The sequence below is a fragment of the Paenibacillus sp. JT22N15 genome (assembly GCF_059383755.1).
In genome coordinates this window covers 66,943-81,993 of the sequence record NZ_JBXENV010000015.1, presented here as the reverse complement: position 1 = coordinate 81,993, position 15,051 = coordinate 66,943, and the positions used below count along the sequence as shown (strand labels likewise).

The 15,051-nt window shown below is 40.6% G+C and carries 15 protein-coding genes; 10 read left to right on the top strand and 5 right to left on the bottom strand.

The features are described from left to right. The first annotated feature begins 8 nt into the window (after window positions 1-8). From AC50X8_RS25670 to AC50X8_RS25645, 6 genes are all read left to right on the top strand, one after another. The gene (locus AC50X8_RS25670; RefSeq protein ID WP_494882315.1) at window positions 9-1,601 is read left to right on the top strand and encodes a hypothetical protein; all 1,593 of its coding nucleotides are present in this window, start codon (window positions 9-11) and stop codon (window positions 1,599-1,601) included. Window positions 1,602-1,708: 107 nt separating this feature from the next. After that, complete coding sequence (locus AC50X8_RS25665) at window positions 1,709-2,782, top strand: discoidin/SUN/FTP domain-containing protein (RefSeq protein WP_494882310.1); 1,074 nt, start codon at window positions 1,709-1,711, stop codon at window positions 2,780-2,782. Window positions 2,783-2,817: 35 nt separating this feature from the next. Then, on the top strand, window positions 2,818-7,371 hold the full coding sequence (locus AC50X8_RS25660) for a DNRLRE domain-containing protein (RefSeq protein WP_494882413.1): 4,554 nt from the start codon (window positions 2,818-2,820) through the stop codon (window positions 7,369-7,371). 104 nt (window positions 7,372-7,475) lie between these two features. Next, on the top strand, window positions 7,476-7,802 hold the full coding sequence (locus AC50X8_RS25655) for a hypothetical protein (RefSeq protein WP_494860841.1): 327 nt from the start codon (window positions 7,476-7,478) through the stop codon (window positions 7,800-7,802). 15 nt (window positions 7,803-7,817) lie between these two features. Next, window positions 7,818-8,840 carry a peptidoglycan recognition protein family protein gene (locus tag AC50X8_RS25650; protein ID WP_494882306.1) on the top strand — a complete coding sequence of 341 codons (1,023 nt, stop codon included), beginning with the start codon at window positions 7,818-7,820 and terminating at the stop codon, window positions 8,838-8,840. After that, complete coding sequence (locus AC50X8_RS25645) at window positions 8,837-9,163, top strand: hypothetical protein (protein WP_494882304.1); 327 nt, start codon at window positions 8,837-8,839, stop codon at window positions 9,161-9,163. Before AC50X8_RS25650 ends, AC50X8_RS25645 begins: the two co-directional genes overlap by 4 nt. 78 nt (window positions 9,164-9,241) lie before the next feature. Here the strand turns inward: AC50X8_RS25645 and AC50X8_RS25640 are convergent, their stop codons facing one another. The 5 genes from AC50X8_RS25640 to AC50X8_RS25620 form a co-directional block, all read right to left on the bottom strand. Further along, complete coding sequence (locus tag AC50X8_RS25640) at window positions 9,242-9,538, bottom strand: thioredoxin family protein (RefSeq protein WP_494882302.1); 297 nt, start codon at window positions 9,536-9,538, stop codon at window positions 9,242-9,244. 3 nt (window positions 9,539-9,541) lie between these two features. Beyond that, window positions 9,542-9,868 (bottom strand): hypothetical protein, encoded by a 327-nt coding sequence (locus AC50X8_RS25635; protein WP_494882300.1) that lies wholly within the window; start codon window positions 9,866-9,868, stop codon window positions 9,542-9,544. A 75-nt stretch (window positions 9,869-9,943) separates the two neighbouring features. Next, window positions 9,944-10,843 (bottom strand): sigma-70 family RNA polymerase sigma factor, encoded by a 900-nt coding sequence (locus AC50X8_RS25630; RefSeq protein WP_494860834.1) that lies wholly within the window; start codon window positions 10,841-10,843, stop codon window positions 9,944-9,946. 185 nt (window positions 10,844-11,028) lie between these two features. Continuing rightward, complete coding sequence (locus AC50X8_RS25625; protein WP_494882298.1) at window positions 11,029-11,376, bottom strand: lytic transglycosylase domain-containing protein; 348 nt, start codon at window positions 11,374-11,376, stop codon at window positions 11,029-11,031. A 250-nt stretch (window positions 11,377-11,626) separates the two neighbouring features. Continuing rightward, window positions 11,627-11,914 carry a hypothetical protein gene (locus tag AC50X8_RS25620; RefSeq protein ID WP_494860831.1) on the bottom strand — a complete coding sequence of 96 codons (288 nt, stop codon included), beginning with the start codon at window positions 11,912-11,914 and terminating at the stop codon, window positions 11,627-11,629. Between the two features lie 216 nt (window positions 11,915-12,130). Here AC50X8_RS25620 and AC50X8_RS25615 point away from each other — a divergent pair, with 216 nt between their 5' ends. The 4 genes from AC50X8_RS25615 to flgK all read left to right on the top strand — a co-directional run bounded on the left by AC50X8_RS25615 (window position 12,131) and on the right by flgK (window position 15,012). Then, window positions 12,131-12,550 carry a flagellar protein gene (locus AC50X8_RS25615; RefSeq protein WP_494861510.1) on the top strand — a complete coding sequence of 140 codons (420 nt, stop codon included), beginning with the start codon at window positions 12,131-12,133 and terminating at the stop codon, window positions 12,548-12,550. 109 nt (window positions 12,551-12,659) lie between these two features. Next, window positions 12,660-12,947 carry a flagellar biosynthesis anti-sigma factor FlgM gene (gene flgM, locus AC50X8_RS25610; protein WP_494882296.1) on the top strand — a complete coding sequence of 96 codons (288 nt, stop codon included), beginning with the start codon at window positions 12,660-12,662 and terminating at the stop codon, window positions 12,945-12,947. A 16-nt stretch (window positions 12,948-12,963) separates the two neighbouring features. Further along, window positions 12,964-13,461 (top strand): flagellar protein FlgN, encoded by a 498-nt coding sequence (locus tag AC50X8_RS25605; protein ID WP_494882294.1) that lies wholly within the window; start codon window positions 12,964-12,966, stop codon window positions 13,459-13,461. Window positions 13,462-13,476: 15 nt separating this feature from the next. Beyond that, window positions 13,477-15,012 (top strand): flagellar hook-associated protein FlgK, encoded by a 1,536-nt coding sequence (gene flgK / locus AC50X8_RS25600; RefSeq protein ID WP_430160405.1) that lies wholly within the window; start codon window positions 13,477-13,479, stop codon window positions 15,010-15,012. The last annotated feature ends 39 nt before the right edge of the window (window positions 15,013-15,051 follow it).

The following is a 15,051-nucleotide window of genomic DNA, read 5'->3' as shown; positions in this document are numbered from 1 at the left end:
GAGACTTTATGAGAGAGGTTTTAGAAAAGAGGGGTCCTTATACTAAACACTATGACCAAGGTGACGGTACATTTAAAGTAGACTATTATTTACACCCTGTTCATTACAAGGATGTGAATGAAAACTGGCATGATATTGATACAAGGATTGTACCCTTGCAAAATTGGGAATTTAGAAAAGGCGTAACAAGAAATTTCTTTAAGGTGTTCTTTGATGATGCGAGCTCTTCAAACAAGCATTTAATGGGAGTGAGTTATCCAGGAGCAGTTTACGAGAGATGGACAAATTTTAAGCTTAAAGGAGCATCACCGACAACTACCCGAACAGTTGAGTCCAAACATGTATTTGTCGATTGCTTTAACAATATTGATGTTGAGTATATGGTCAGCAGCACAGGTATAAAAGAAAATATTATTTTAAATCAAAGAACAGAACATAGGCAATTCACTTATACCATAAAGAGCGAAAATGTGAATGTTATAGAATGTGGAGATGGATTTGCTGTAATAGATGCTGTCACGACAGCGCAATTGTGCCTAATTGAAAAGCCTTATATGGAGGATTCAGACGGACAAATTAGTTACGGAGTCAAATATGTATTGGACCATGATGGAATATTTCGAACACTGTCTGTAGTGGTTGAAGATGAGGAGTTTCTGGAGAGAGCCACCTATCCCGTTCTAATTGACCCTACATTAATTTCTACTAACGAAACTCCGCTACTTAAATACGATATGGGCTACACCGTAAGCACAGCTACTTCTTTTATAGCTCAGGCAAGCAGCACGGTACTAACATTAAGAAATTCTACAAACAGCCCCAACAATGCTCTGGCTAGAGCTATATTTAGGCTTGATATACCGGAAGATATGGTTCCCGTTGATGTTAAACTTTCGGTCTATGTGGTGTCAAACTCCATTCAGAACTTTTCGGGACAGATTAATTTATACAGGGTAACATCTGATTGGAATACAAGCGTAAACACTCAGCCGTTACTGGAAAGCTTGGGCAGACAGCGAGCTGCTAGTAGTGGGGCGGCTGGAGTTTGGTACAACATTGATATAACAAGAGCCTATAGAGGTATTTCGGAACCATTCGGGGTTGCGTGGGAATTGGTTACTGATTCTGGATTCAATGGAGGTGCACATACGGCTACCTTCGCCAGTAGCCGTAATACCAATCTTGCTATCAGGCCAAAAGTAACCATGGTGTACATTCAGAAGCCATTGCTAGTGTTTCATAATGGGAGCATCAATATGGATGGTTACTATAACGGAAATGGGGAAGAGATTTTTAAATTATTAGATATTGGTATTTTGATAGCGGGTCAAACTTCAGAGCCTCAGCGCATCTATCTGAAAAATTTATCGGGTTTTAAAGTTACTAATTTAAAAGCTTATATTAAATCTTCGGAATTTCCCGAAAAACTTATAATTGAAATTAGTAAATATAATAGTCCGTTCATTGCAGAAGAGACACTAATATTTAATGGCACATTTAATGATGGGGATGAAGTACCTTTGTTTATGAGAGTTGTTACAGTGGAGGATACAATGTCTGGTGGAGATTTTTACATTTATGCTAAGGCTGATCCTGTATAAAACTATTCATTATTTATTCGAATGTTTAAGAAATTGATAATTAAGGAAGGTGAAGGGTTATGTCAATTCCACTCACTGGAGGGACTTTATGTTCAAATATTAGCACGATGAAAATAGGTGATTTTATTCGCTGTGGTTACACTGCGGCGTCTGGAGCAGCTGGATATTTTCATAGCTTTGGTGACCAGGGAGAGGGGGGGGGCTTACCCGAGCAGGGGACAAGCATACCTTCCGGCTTCTTTTATTTTATTAAAGTAAGAGAGGGTCTCCTCATCGCGGATCGACTTGTACAAACGAATGTAGCCTGGTCCGTTTTAAATATGGCAGGCTATACCCAGGGTACAAGCTTTAACGATACGCTTATTCCAAAAATGACATCTAATATAGCTCCGTCAGGTAAAGTCACGGCTAGCACAGTTTACAATACCACCACCTACGATTCGTGGTTTGCTTTTGATAAAACAGATAATAGTTATGGATGGCTTACAGCTAATGGTACAAAGACAGGATGGCTCGCCTATGAATTTCCAGCGGATGTGTTGATTAACAAATACAGTATTAAGGCATCTATTACTGCACCTACAGCGGCACCTCGACAATGGGTTTTAGAAGCTTTTAATGGGGAGGCGTGGGTTCCGCTCCACATTGGGGAATATTCTGGATGGACAGCAAATGAGGAAAAAGTATTTTTTCTAAACAATCAGATTAGCTATAGCAAATATCGATTAAATATTACGCAAAATGATGGGCATGCTTCATACACCGGAATTAATGAGCTAACTTTATCAGCTGAAGCGGTGTACAGTAAGGTTCGATCCATTACTGGAGGTATAGCCTATTTATCTGAATCAGGAAATCCATCTAACATTGACTATAGATTAGGAGCTTATCCGGAAAATAATGAATGGGATACTTACATGACATTCGGTCGTTATACCGTACCTGAAACGAATGATGGTAATGATGTTTGGCACTTTAACTATGGAACGGATGGTCCTTGTACCTGGGCATTAGATACGGTCTTTTCGGGTTTTCCCGCTGCTGCAGGTTTTGAAACAAGCGCATCAGGAAGAACAGTGCGGGGTAGAAATGGAGACTTAAAGGGCTACTGGAGTACTGCAGCAACGTATACAACGCCTATAAAAATAGGCTTCAGGCCCGTTATTGAATATTCCTTCTAGTCCAAATACTCAATACAATGAGGGCAGGTGTGAAAATGCTTTATCAGTTAAATCTTAGCGGGGGCTCTGGAGGCCTATCAGGACAGACTGTTTATACAGTCCCGAACGGTATTACAGTAACAAGCAGTAGAGTTGTATATACAAATAGCAATTATTATTACATGAGGTATCTGTTTGATGGCATAACGAATTCAAGCGCGGCTACCTCCTATTGGTTGACAAATGGTGGGCCAGCTACGCTCGATTTTGATTTTAATGCCATTCTAGGAGCAATTAATAGCATAGACCGCTTTATCATTTATCCAAGATGTCGGGATGATTCCATTTCCGATTATCGCATCCTAGTATCAAATAATAAAACGACTTGGACCGAAGTCGTGAGCAGAGTATCGAATACTTATGCCAACTGTCCTTACGGAACCATAAGGGAACATGGTATTAAGGGTCATTTCAGATATGTTAGGATTGAACTGTATCAATCAGGTAACTGGGGAGTGCTCCTCAATGAGATCAAAGTAGTGGTCGATGTGGACGAAGGCTATAATGATTTCTCATTAGGTACACAGAAATTAAGTGTAGAGCCAGGTTGGAAGAGAAATGATGACTCTGAGGTTTCCTACCCTAATGGATATATTCCATATAATGGTAATGAAATCTCTTCTATGTATGGTGGTTCTTCCAGAATAATTAGAAAGAGCGAATCAGTATCCAGTGGAACTTTCGATACGATTGCCTTTCAATTTTATGGCTCTAAGCTTCGGCTGCTCGCTTGTACGAACCCAGATCGGCAGCAGAAGATGCGTATTGAGATAGATGGGATTCATTTAGATCATTTTACTTCCAGATATCCAAATGCAAATATAGGACAAATATTAGTATATGAGAAACACTTACCTACAAAAGCCATTCATGATGTTCAGATAACAATAGATCAATCAGCAGAAGATGGTGATTTTTACCTTGATGCCATTGATATAGATGAGGATGGCTATATTTTAGGTGAATTAAATGCCGTGTTGCCTATACCGGATAAGGGTTGGAAACGAATTGATGACAACCATTCTGCTATTCAATATTCTCCCATGAGCGGCTGGACCTCATCTGTATTGGCAGACCATTATGGTGGAAGTGCAACGGGCTCGGTTACAATCGTTGCAGGAAATAAGTTTGCTTTTGACTTTATAGGCACGAAATTCAGATTGATTACCTCTAAAGCGATCACGTATAGTGATAAAATAAAAGTAACGATAGATGGAACAATCGTAGAGTACTTCAGTGCACTTGATAGCTATTATTATCATAAAGTTATTTCTTATGAAAAAACGGGTCTTTTTTTCGGGAGGCACCGTGTTCAAGTTGAAATTATCAATAAACCAGCGAGCTCAGCAGGCTATGACATTAGATTGGATGCCATCGACATCGATGCTGAGGGGCGTATTTTACACCCACAAGAAGTTTTAGATGCAGGCGAGCTTGAAATTGGAAAACGCATACGCTGTAATTATAAAGCTCTACCTGATGAATTTGGTTATTTTAGTGGTTTAGGGGAAGAGAACAAGGAGTTTCTCCCTCAGATCCCTATTGCTAGTCCCGACGGAGATTTTTATTTGATTGCTGTAGATGATGATAATTCAGGCAATATGATGCTGCTGGCTGACCGTAATATTCAAGGCGGCGTTTTATGGACAACATTAAATAATGCAGGACTTTCGACCGGTCTTGTATTGGATAAACAGAAAATACCGACCATTCCTATACTGACATCCAATACGTCAACTGATGGTAGTGTTATCGTTTCAGTAAGTTCAAGAAGTAGTGCAAATTCCGATGCTTGGAAGGTATTTAACGGGTATAAGTCGACAGGAGATACTCAGCGTTGGGTATCTATTAATCCTTCGCCGGCTTGGTTGAATGTATCATTCTCGGAAGCCAAAATTATTAAACATTATGCTCTGCGTTCTAATACCTATAATGCTGCAGCTCCAAAGGATTGGACTATACAGGCGAGCAATGACGGTCTGAATTGGACCACATTAGATAGAAAGTTGAATCAGTCGGGGCTTCTGACTAGATTATTGTTTTCTTTTGATAATGATACGCCCTATTTTCATTATAGGCTTCACGTCACAGCGACAAATGGATATACGGGGTATTTTGTTAGTTTAGATGAAATGCAGCTATATGAGGAAGAACGTTCGTTTTCCAATGCAACAATTAAACTTCCAACAGGCGGCGTTTCGGCAAATGATAAGTCAAATGATTGGGACAAATATGTTGCGGGCAACTCCTTGGAGGAAAGGATCGAGGCGGGAGATAATAGAGTCTGGAATTGGTCCGGTGTTTGGTCTCACACGGCAAATACGATATCTACTATAGCGAGCCGCACGGTTAGGGGAAATACAGTCAATGGTTTCAGTAGTGTAGCTGTAACCTCATCAACCCTTACTAGCACAGGGTTTAGGCCAATGTTTTCTTTGTTAAGCAAATCAACTAACTTAATGGATCTAACTTCGAGCATCTACGTTAGGACAATAAATGATGTAGAAGCTAGTATGCACGTCTATAAAGATCATTTTGAAATTCCGGGCTCCTCCATGACTGATGTTACGTTGCCGGTAACAGCAACGGACTGGAAGGGGTATAACATAGAGTCTTCTGGTAATTATAATACCAATTATCAAGAATGGAGAGCCTTTGATAACTCAATGACGGCCACATACTCGTGGGCAGCTCCTTCTGGTCATCAAAATGCATGGCTGATTTTCACATTCAACGCTCCTTTAGCGATTGCGGGTTATGGAGTCGGTGCTAGACCAACTGATCAAGCGCAGACTCCAAGAGATTGGATATTTTACGGCAGTAATGACAAAGCCAATTGGACGCTTCTAGATGCTAAAGGCAGTGAGCCAAATTGGGCCAGTGGTGAACTACGTAAATATATGCTGTCCGAGGATCGCAGAGGACAGGAATACAGCTTTTTCAAGTGGGAAATAAGTAACTCTTCCAGTATAACTCAGCTTAGCATACAGGAATTTGAGCTTTATTCAGCCGACCAAATGGAAGGTATTGACCAGAGAAGAAGCTTTATTAACATTCCATTTAGAGAAGATTTAACGTCTTTCGTTACGGTCAAACCCCATGGAAGAATGGCGTCAACCGTAAAGGTTGTACCAGTATATATTGACCAACTTTCTTCCTCGATACAAGTTAAAAATACTAATCCCCTCATAAGCAGCATAGCAATACCATCAAGAGGGAAAATGCGTGGCACAGTTTCGGTCATCCCGCCTACAAAGACAGAGCTAGTATTAACTTCTGTTCAGGATGCATTTGTAAGGTCTTCTGTTCCGCGTTTAAATTATGGCGAAGAGCAAGAAATGATGGTTGGCCGAACAGCTGATGGTGAAGATTTCCGATCATTAGTACAGTTTAATATAGCAGCCATTCCAAGTGGTCAAAGAATTACAAAGGCATATTTAAAGTTATATACTGAAAGCACCAGTTTAATGGGTAACACGTTGGGTATATATGAGATACAAGAAGACTGGACAGAGCTAGGTGTTACATGGGCAAGTACACCAAAACATGAGCCCAAAATAACAGAAGTCCTTGTTGAAGTATCAAAAAAATATACTGAAATTAATTTTTTGGAACATGTTCAAAAATGGTACGCAGATAGGTTTGGTTATCATGGCATTTTACTCAAAGCTGAAAAATTAATAGATGATTCCTATGCTCGATTTGGTACGCGTGAAAGAGGCAACCAGTATGCACCTGTATTAGTGGTCGAATATTATGATCCTAAGGTGAAAAGTGCTGGATATGCAGAAGTTCGTACGGACATACTTGTACAACAAAATAAATACAGGGAAATTAAGAGCACTATTTCTGTTAAAAGTACATGGGATAAAACGGATCTGTATAGTTCAGTGAAAATATTGAATCCCGATATGATGGAGTCTTCTATTACTGTACGCAGAGAGAATATGCATTCTTACTGTACGGTTAGTAGAAAGGAAAGCAATGGGATTCCTTCACAAATAATAATCAGAAGCAGGCGTGAGAGCACACTTAATTCTTGGCTGGCTGTATCAAGAGATTTTCAAGTTGGCCATATCGTCGTGAGCCAAAACGACTCAAGCACCTTACCTTCAAGTATTATTATATACAGAGAAGCTGAGTCTGAATTGTTGACCTCTATCGGAGTAAGTAATCCGGAGCTGAGAGGCGAGGTCACTGTAACGTTTGCCGACACTATCCCTGCAACTATAGTTGTGGCAGCTCAGCAAAGTACTGATTTAGACTCGGATTTAACGATCAGGCTTACTGAAACAAAGGATCTATTATCAGATATTCAGGTGTGGGCGGGATCTATAGTAGAAGGAAATATTACTATTAAGTCAGGATTTCTTGCCTCCAATATTATTATTCCGAATTCTAGCTATAAGGACATGAGGGCATCCATAAAAATATCCGAGAAATTTGCTAGCGATCTACCGACCTACCTGGAAGTTATTAGCCGATCTGACGTTACTAGTTTTATCACCGTCGAGTTGGATGAAGATGGATCATACGCTTTTATTATGTAAAAAAGACATATAACCCTCTACCGGAGTGAGCTTCTGCATACCGGGAGAGGGTTATTTTTTGTCTCTATTTACTTATATTGAATAAGCAAAGGAAGGGTGAAGATATGATGAATGAAGGTATATTGACGATTGTAGTTGGGGCCATAGTCTCTGTTATTACAGGCGTTATGGGTTATCTCGGCGGTCGTAGCAAAGATAGAATTTCAGATCGTGAGCTGCTATCCAAGGACGAACAAGCTTTTCGCGCAGAATTGCGGGCAGAGCTGCTGGATCATAAAGAAGAAATCCAGAAGCTTAGCCAAGAGATTGTTATTCTACGCAAAGAAAACATGGAGCTGGTCACTGAGAATCGGCTGCTGAATGCAAAAGTAGAGCAGCTAGTGAATCAGCTTTCGGCCGGTAGAGAAGAGAGAATAAATGCTGGATTTTAAAAAGGAGGAGTCAGCTTGTCTTTCACAATGAAATACTTGATTGAACAACGCCTGCTTCCTGTAAAGACGAAACGTCGCTCTGGTATTGCTATGAATCGTGTAGGTTTCGCGGTTGCGCATGATACTGGAAATGATGGAAGTACAGCTGCTGGCAATGTTGGATACTATATAAACTCAGCCAATGAGATGAGCGCATCAGCCCATACTTTTATCGATGACAAACAAATTATTGAATGTATTCCTGCCACAATAGGTTTAAAGGAAAAAGCCTGGCATGTGCTTTATAACACAACAGTGGACAATGCCATTTATGGGGCGGATGCCAACGATGTGGCAATTGGCGTTGAGTTATGTTACTCCCATCTGAAAGGGTCTATAAATAATACAGAGTCCTACAAAAGATATGTATGGTATTTGGCTTATATATGCAATAAATTCAATCTGAATCCGCTAAAGGACATTATAGGGCATAATACTCTAGATCCTAAGCGGAAAGTGGACCCGACGAACGCCTTATCACAAATGGGAAAAAACTTTAACCAGTTGATTGCAGATGTGGCAAATGAGTATAAAGCCTGTACGGGAGTAACAACTGCGTATCCAGTGAAAGAAGCGACGGGTTTGATTTTATGTAAAGGAAGCACCGGGGAAGAGGTCCGAAAGCTTCAAGTGAAACTGAACAAGCTAGGCTGCGAACTGACCGTGGATGGGGATTTCGGAGCAGAGACAGATTTGGCTGTAAGAGCCTTGCAAAAATCATTTGATGTTGCCCAGGATGGCCGAGTTGGACCATTGACAATGGCTAGAATAGACGCAGAGCTAGCTTCGATAGCTGAAAAAATAGTAAAGGAGGACGACCGATTGCTGCTAGTACAATGGCAAGTCGATATGCTGGTAGATGCTTTAACGAAGCTTCAAAAGGCGGGTACATTTGAAAGTATGGAGTGGATTGAAAAGGCTAAAAACAAGACGCTTACTCTATCAGAGCTTACTTTCTTAAATACGATTATTCTTTCGAAAGGTTTGAATGCAAAATGACAATAACAACTTTACCTTCAACTGTGGATGCTGTAGTAGCAACAGTCGGAATTTGGCTGTTAGTAGCCGGTTTGACAGAAGCGATTACCGAAATTTTCAAGCAAGTATTGCCTACTTTTATAAAGGAAAAAACAACCTATGGCCTTTCCATTATCATTGGCATCGGTCTTGCCTTTGCCTTTCAGCTTAACCCTTTTGGCTTGAATGGAACAGCCGAGTATGTATCGACTATGGCTGCGGGAGTTCTGGCTTCCCGTGGAGCAAATTATTTAAATAGCTTATTAAAGAAGCTAGGCATGCCGACATCAGCTGAAAATAAATAAAAAACGAGGGAGTATCCATATTGGATATCTCCCTTTTTCTAATAAATAATAGGGGAAAGAGTTAATGCAAACTAAGCTCTAACAGCTAAGATGCGACCGAATATAGTCTTGAAGCTGGTCAAGCCAGCTATCCAGACTCTTTTTGGATAAAGCGCTGCTAAATCGGCCTAGCTCATCGTTGTTATATTGCACAATAACAGAAGGAGTAGATTTGATGGAGGTATGCAGTTGAGGATTATACGCTATTTTAGTCACAATAATATGGGGTCTTTCTTGTGCAATCTGCGCTAAAGTGGTGCTTAACTGTCGACAATAAACACAATCTTCATTCGTATACAGCAGCAGGTTTAGTTCAGCAAACTTCTCTTCATTCATGTATCATTCTTCTCCAAACGTCCACATATCTTCAGCTATGCCGATAACAGATTCAATTTGCGACATTTGCTGTTGAAATTCACTCCGCCGGGCGTGGGCTGTGATTAGAACAGCTTGATGGCGAGTAATGATTTCTTCCGCCTCGGCAGCGATGTCTTCCATCACTAGAATTCCGTGCTGAAGACGGAATTGCAGATTAGTGAGGGCATCCTGCGTATTCGTCACTTCGGCTTCTGCCCAGGCCAACTGCTCAACTAGCTCATTGTATGATCGAGAGTCAGGCGTCAATGCTTGATCAAGTAAATTTTGAAAATAAGAAGCGTTATTCATTTCGTATACCCACTTTCATTTTTTATAAAGACTGAAAATTCTGATAATTAATGGGCCAGTTATAAACTAACCCAATTATTCACTTGAATTATGAATGGCTTTTTGCCTAATGTAATACAACACTCTTATCGAATAGAGGCTGCAATCGAACCCTTGCTCGTTCAAGAGGGCGAGAACTTTTTCTACACTCGGAATAGATGTGTTCTCTTTTATTTTTTGCGAAATTGCATGGATTTCCCGATCATATTTAGAGGTGACCTTCGATTGGCCGGCCGGAGCGTTATTTTCTTGCTGCTGAATTTTGGAGCGAATACGTGTCAGCGTCCGATTGATGGTCATGGGATAAACGCCTAGTTTATCAGCAATTTGCGAATAGCTTGCCTCCTTCATAATTAATATCATGACCGTTTTCTCAAACTCCGTGAATATGGGATCGTTTAATAGCTGCTGTACATAGACGCGATCGGTTACTTTTTGCTCAAGGTTGAGCTCGGATGTTTCCGCAATATCGAAATTAGCGATACCATCATAATGCTCCAGATCGTCACTGAACGTAGCAATCTCTCTATATCGCTCTACGGATATTTCTAAAAGCTTGGCCATCGTTTCTTCATTAGGCCTATGTCCTAACGTATGCTCAATTTCCCCCATTTTTTTTAGGAGCTCGACCGCACCACGACTTAAACGAACGGACTGAGAATCGCTATATAATAAGTGATTGATTTCCCATAAAATAGGACGTACGACAAATGTGGTGAATTTAATTCCCCTATTGAAATCAAAATCCTGCAGCGCTGTGAGGAAGCCGATGCAAGCATGCTGATATAGCTCATCGTCTGTCACCCGGAATTTCATTCTAATTTCTTCAATACTTCCTTTAAAATGCTTGATAATCGAAAAAATAAAATCGCGATTCTCTTTCAAAAATTCGCCAAGCAGCTCATTGTCCTGTTTGCATTTTTTTATGAGCTCCATATTATGCATATCTTTGAGTCCGGATTTTCGAAGCTTTTGATAGCAATGACTCGTCAATGGATTCACCTCTAACTTTCTATTTAATTTCCTAATTTGTAAGGCTCGATACTTTAAGTAGTCGTTGTATCGGAATGAGGAGTTGCGGACATAAAAATAGACCCTATAACTAGGGCCTAGTAAAAAACTTATTCATGTCGTTCAATCGATTCAAGCGTTTTGTTTACTTTTTTAAGGTACATTGTGCTGTAGTTGCCTTTGGCCACATTGCCTTCCCCTTGATTGTAAGCTACAATCCCTAGTTCTCTTCCAAATCGTTTTTGGGTATAGGCGAGGTATTTGGAGCCCACTTCAATATTGACTGGGGGCTCGCGCAAATCTCCAACGACTTTCATATATTTCTGGGTAGCGGGCAAAATCTGAAGCAGTCCCGTATCGTTAGCCGTGCCAACTGCCTTGGCATCGTATTGGCTTTCTACTTGAATCATTGCTAAAATGGTATAAGGATCAACTTTGTAAGCTTGACTGTTTTTCATAATTAGAGAAGCCCATTCTTTAGCACTGGCTTTTGCTACCTTATTTTTGAGCATATGAGCGATTAGATACTTGTAGTTTGGTCTGCTTTTTTAACAGGCGAAGGTACAGAATCTTTTGCATGTTTAGTTGCAACTGGAGGAACGTTTAGACTCTCCTCTTCCTGATCGATAGTCGTTGCAGGTGTTGAGGAATTTTTGTCATGTGGCAGGTACGAGGTCCAGAGTATAGTGATTGTTAAAACGCATGAAATTAGTCTGGGCATGGTATTGCCCTCATTTGTTCTTGAACCCGTTCGCCTTCATTTTGGGCGATTTTTATGAGATCCTCGTATGGTGGCAGATTAATTATTACTTCTTCAAGCCACTCCTCAATCATGTTCACCCTATACCTCTTTAATCCTGCTTCTGTAATGGAAGCCAAAAACAATCTCTTCCCATCATGTTGAAAATAAACTTCTTTGATTGACGTAATGGGCTGCTCGATCAGTAAAATTCCAGTTCGCACTCGATCATCCATTTTAGAAGTCATCCAATTCATACATTTGGCTCCTTTCTATTTTTATATTGTGAGTAGTGTCTTTAAGTGGATCAAAAGTTGCGGATGATAGAATAAGAAATGAAAGATTATTAGATAGCGGGATATAGCTTGTAAAATGATTGTTAAAAGATAACTAGTGAATTTTCCCTTTTTTTCGGCTAGAATAGAACTAATCATATCTTCAAAAAGGTAGACTAGGGAGGTCGGAAATTAATGATGAATTTAGATAATTGTCCACGCTGCGGCAAGCTGTTCTCCAAGAACTTTCGTGACGTCTGTCCGGCTTGCATTAAGGAAATAGATAAAGAGTATGAGCTTTGCTCCGATTATTTGCGTAAAAACAAAGGCACGAATATAAATGATCTATCCAATGAAACGGGAGTATCGGTCCGCCAAATTACAAAGTTTGTTCGAGAAGGCCGGATTTCGATTGTGAATGCGCCAAATATGTCTTATCCGTGCGAGGTATGCGGTACGTTCATACGGGATAACAATATGTGTGATAGCTGTAGAGCGCGTTTAATTAGCGATACGGGGAAAATGCGCAATGAGGATGCTAGAAGGGCTGATGAATTGGAAGCGCAGAAGGCTAATCAGAACATTTATAAAGGTTTGGACCGCTATAAGGATCGTTAGAATTTATTAATATTTGTCAATCGTCGATATAACTATAAATTTCTTGGGGAATCAGCCGATAATACTTTTAAAGGTTATCGGCTTATTAGCATGTGTCCAAATAAATGAGGTGAATAAATTGAAGATAAATGAACCTGGTCGTATCCATTCCATTAACCAGTACCAGAAGAAGAATGAAATGGCTGTGAATAATGCCAATAAGAAGCAGAAGAAGGATGAGGTACAGATCTCAGCCGCCGCGAAGGAGATGCTCTCTACGAGTCAGATGAACAGCCCCGAACGTGCAAAGCATATTGAGAGCCTGAAGCAATCCATAGCATCTGGAACGTATCATATTGATTCGGGCAAGCTGGCTGAGAAGCTGCTTCCTTATTTCGGAAACAATCCAAGCGAATGAGGATAGGTGAACGGAGATGTCTCTTGAGTTAATTGCAGATACTCTGCAGCAGCAGCTAAAGCTGTATCATTCACTTCTGGAAATTGAAATTAGTAAGAAGGACATGATTATTCAGAATCATGTGCTGCAGTTAAATGTACAGACCCAGAAGCAGAAGTTGCTTGTTGCGAAAGCGGAAGAGCTTGAGCGCATGCGTACCCAGCTGACTTCCCGTTATTTTAAGGATATTGGGTTTAGAATTCGCAGCGGTATTTTGGCTGAGCTGATTCGCTCCGTAACGAATCCAGAAATTAAAGTGCAGCTACTGCAGCTTCATAGCCAGCTCAATGATGTGCTGGGGAAGCTGAAGGAAGCGAATGATTTGAATCAGCAACTAATTAAACAATCATTAGATTTTCTGGATTTCTCTATTGGCCTAATGATGGATGACCCGAACGAGGATCTCACCTACCAGCATCCGATGAATCAAGGATATGGAAATAAGTTCAATAAACTATTTGATTCCAAAGCATGATGAGGAGATGAAACGATGAGATCAACTTTTCATTCGCTAGAAACAGCGAAAAGAAGTTTATTCACGCAGCAGGCGGCTATTAACACCGTTGGTCATAATATTGCGAATGCAAATACTGAAGGCTTCTCAAGGCAAAAAGTTACGATGGTAGCTTCCAGGCCAATTGAAGCCTATGGTATGGATCGGTCATTAGCTCCGGGTCAACTAGGAACGGGCGTTGAATTCACCTCAATTACTCGAATTCGAAATGCGTTTCTCGATTCACAGTACCGTGAACAAAGTCAAGGCTTGGGTAATTTATCTATCCAAACAGATACTTTAAGTAAGCTTGAACAGTTTGTGAATGAACCCTCAGATACAGGGATAAGAACGGTATTAGAAAATTTCTGGAATGCTTGGTCTGACCTTAGCAAAGACCCTCAAAATGTAACGGGCCGCGAAATTTTGCAAGAAACAGCACGTGGCTTAACGGATACATTCAATGAACTGAGCCGCCAGCTTACTGATTTAGACGCAGATTTAACATCGAATATAGAAGTGAAGGCAAACGAAGCCAACTCTCTTCTTACTATCATATCTTCCCTAAATATGGAAATTCGCAAAATAGAGTCTATTGGTGACGATGCCAATGATTTACGAGACCAACGGGATTTGATGACAGACAAGCTATCCGCGATCATTAATATAACAGTTACTGATACGGATCAAGGATATACGATTTCCTTAGGTGGTAATGAACTTGTGGAAGCAGGCGATGTAAACCCTCTAACTTCTCTGGCTTTAGAGACAGCCTATGCGAACGGATCACTGATCGGTGGTGAGGCGTACGGGATGATCGTATCGCGCGATGTCTATGTAGCAGATTTTTCCCAACAGCTGGATACGCTTGCAAATACGCTTGCAAATGGTGAATTTCAAGTAACACTCCCGAAAGGCACGGTAAAACCAGGAGAGACAACGGGTATACTTGCTGATGAAGTTATCACGGTTAAAGGGATTAATGGACTGCATAAGCTTGGCTATACGCTTGGAAACCCTGTTGAAGTAGGGGAGAATTTTTTCACCTTCAAAACAGGCTCAACTGGAATTACAGCATCAAGTATACAGCTTAATCCTAATATTGCTGCCGACTCTAATAAAATTGCAACTTCTCTCCGTACAACCACTGATACTACAGGGGCTACTACTGTAGTCAAAGGTAATAATGGGTTAGCGCTTCTGATGTCAGAATTAAAGGGGAGCAAATTCTCCTTTGACGAGACAGCGCAGGGTGGAGGAATTACTGAGGCAACGGTTGGCGATTTTTATAGTGCAGTAGTCGGTGCTTTAGGGGTTCAAAGTCAGGAGTCCTCTCGTTTATATCAAAATACCCAGGCCCAACTGGATCAAGTTGATGCTAGCCGAGCCTCAGTTAGCGGCGTATCTCTTGATGAAGAAATGTCTGAGCTTATTAAGTATCAATATGCCTATAGTGCTTCCGCAAGATTTATGACTACTTTTGACCAAATGCTAGAGAAGCTTATTAATGGAACAGGTGTGGTTGGAAGATAATTCAAATATAGCCGAACGACAAGTAAATTAGATTTAATT

Bases quoted from the DNA above. Each gene is read 5' to 3' on its own strand.
- AC50X8_RS25605 (WP_494882294.1), top strand. From the start codon at position 12,964: ATGTCTCTTGAGTTAATTGCAGATACTCTGCAGCAGCAGCTAAAGCTG.
- AC50X8_RS25630 (WP_494860834.1), bottom strand. From the start codon at position 10,843: ATGGAGCTCATAAAAAAATGCAAACAGGACAATGAGCTGCTTGGCGAA.
- AC50X8_RS25625 (WP_494882298.1), bottom strand. From the start codon at position 11,376: ATGAAAAACAGTCAAGCTTACAAAGTTGATCCTTATACCATTTTAGCA.
- AC50X8_RS25640 (WP_494882302.1), bottom strand. From the start codon at position 9,538: ATGAATGAAGAGAAGTTTGCTGAACTAAACCTGCTGCTGTATACGAAT.
- AC50X8_RS25615 (WP_494861510.1), top strand. From the start codon at position 12,131: ATGAATTTAGATAATTGTCCACGCTGCGGCAAGCTGTTCTCCAAGAAC.
- flgK (WP_430160405.1), top strand. From the start codon at position 13,477: ATGAGATCAACTTTTCATTCGCTAGAAACAGCGAAAAGAAGTTTATTC.
- AC50X8_RS25655 (WP_494860841.1), top strand. From the start codon at position 7,476: ATGATGAATGAAGGTATATTGACGATTGTAGTTGGGGCCATAGTCTCT.
- AC50X8_RS25645 (WP_494882304.1), top strand. From the start codon at position 8,837: ATGACAATAACAACTTTACCTTCAACTGTGGATGCTGTAGTAGCAACA.
- AC50X8_RS25620 (WP_494860831.1), bottom strand. From the start codon at position 11,914: ATGAATTGGATGACTTCTAAAATGGATGATCGAGTGCGAACTGGAATT.
- AC50X8_RS25635 (WP_494882300.1), bottom strand. From the start codon at position 9,868: ATGAATAACGCTTCTTATTTTCAAAATTTACTTGATCAAGCATTGACG.
- AC50X8_RS25660 (WP_494882413.1), top strand. From the start codon at position 2,818: ATGCTTTATCAGTTAAATCTTAGCGGGGGCTCTGGAGGCCTATCAGGA.
- AC50X8_RS25670 (WP_494882315.1), top strand. From the start codon at position 9: ATGAGAGAGGTTTTAGAAAAGAGGGGTCCTTATACTAAACACTATGAC.
- AC50X8_RS25665 (WP_494882310.1), top strand. From the start codon at position 1,709: ATGAAAATAGGTGATTTTATTCGCTGTGGTTACACTGCGGCGTCTGGA.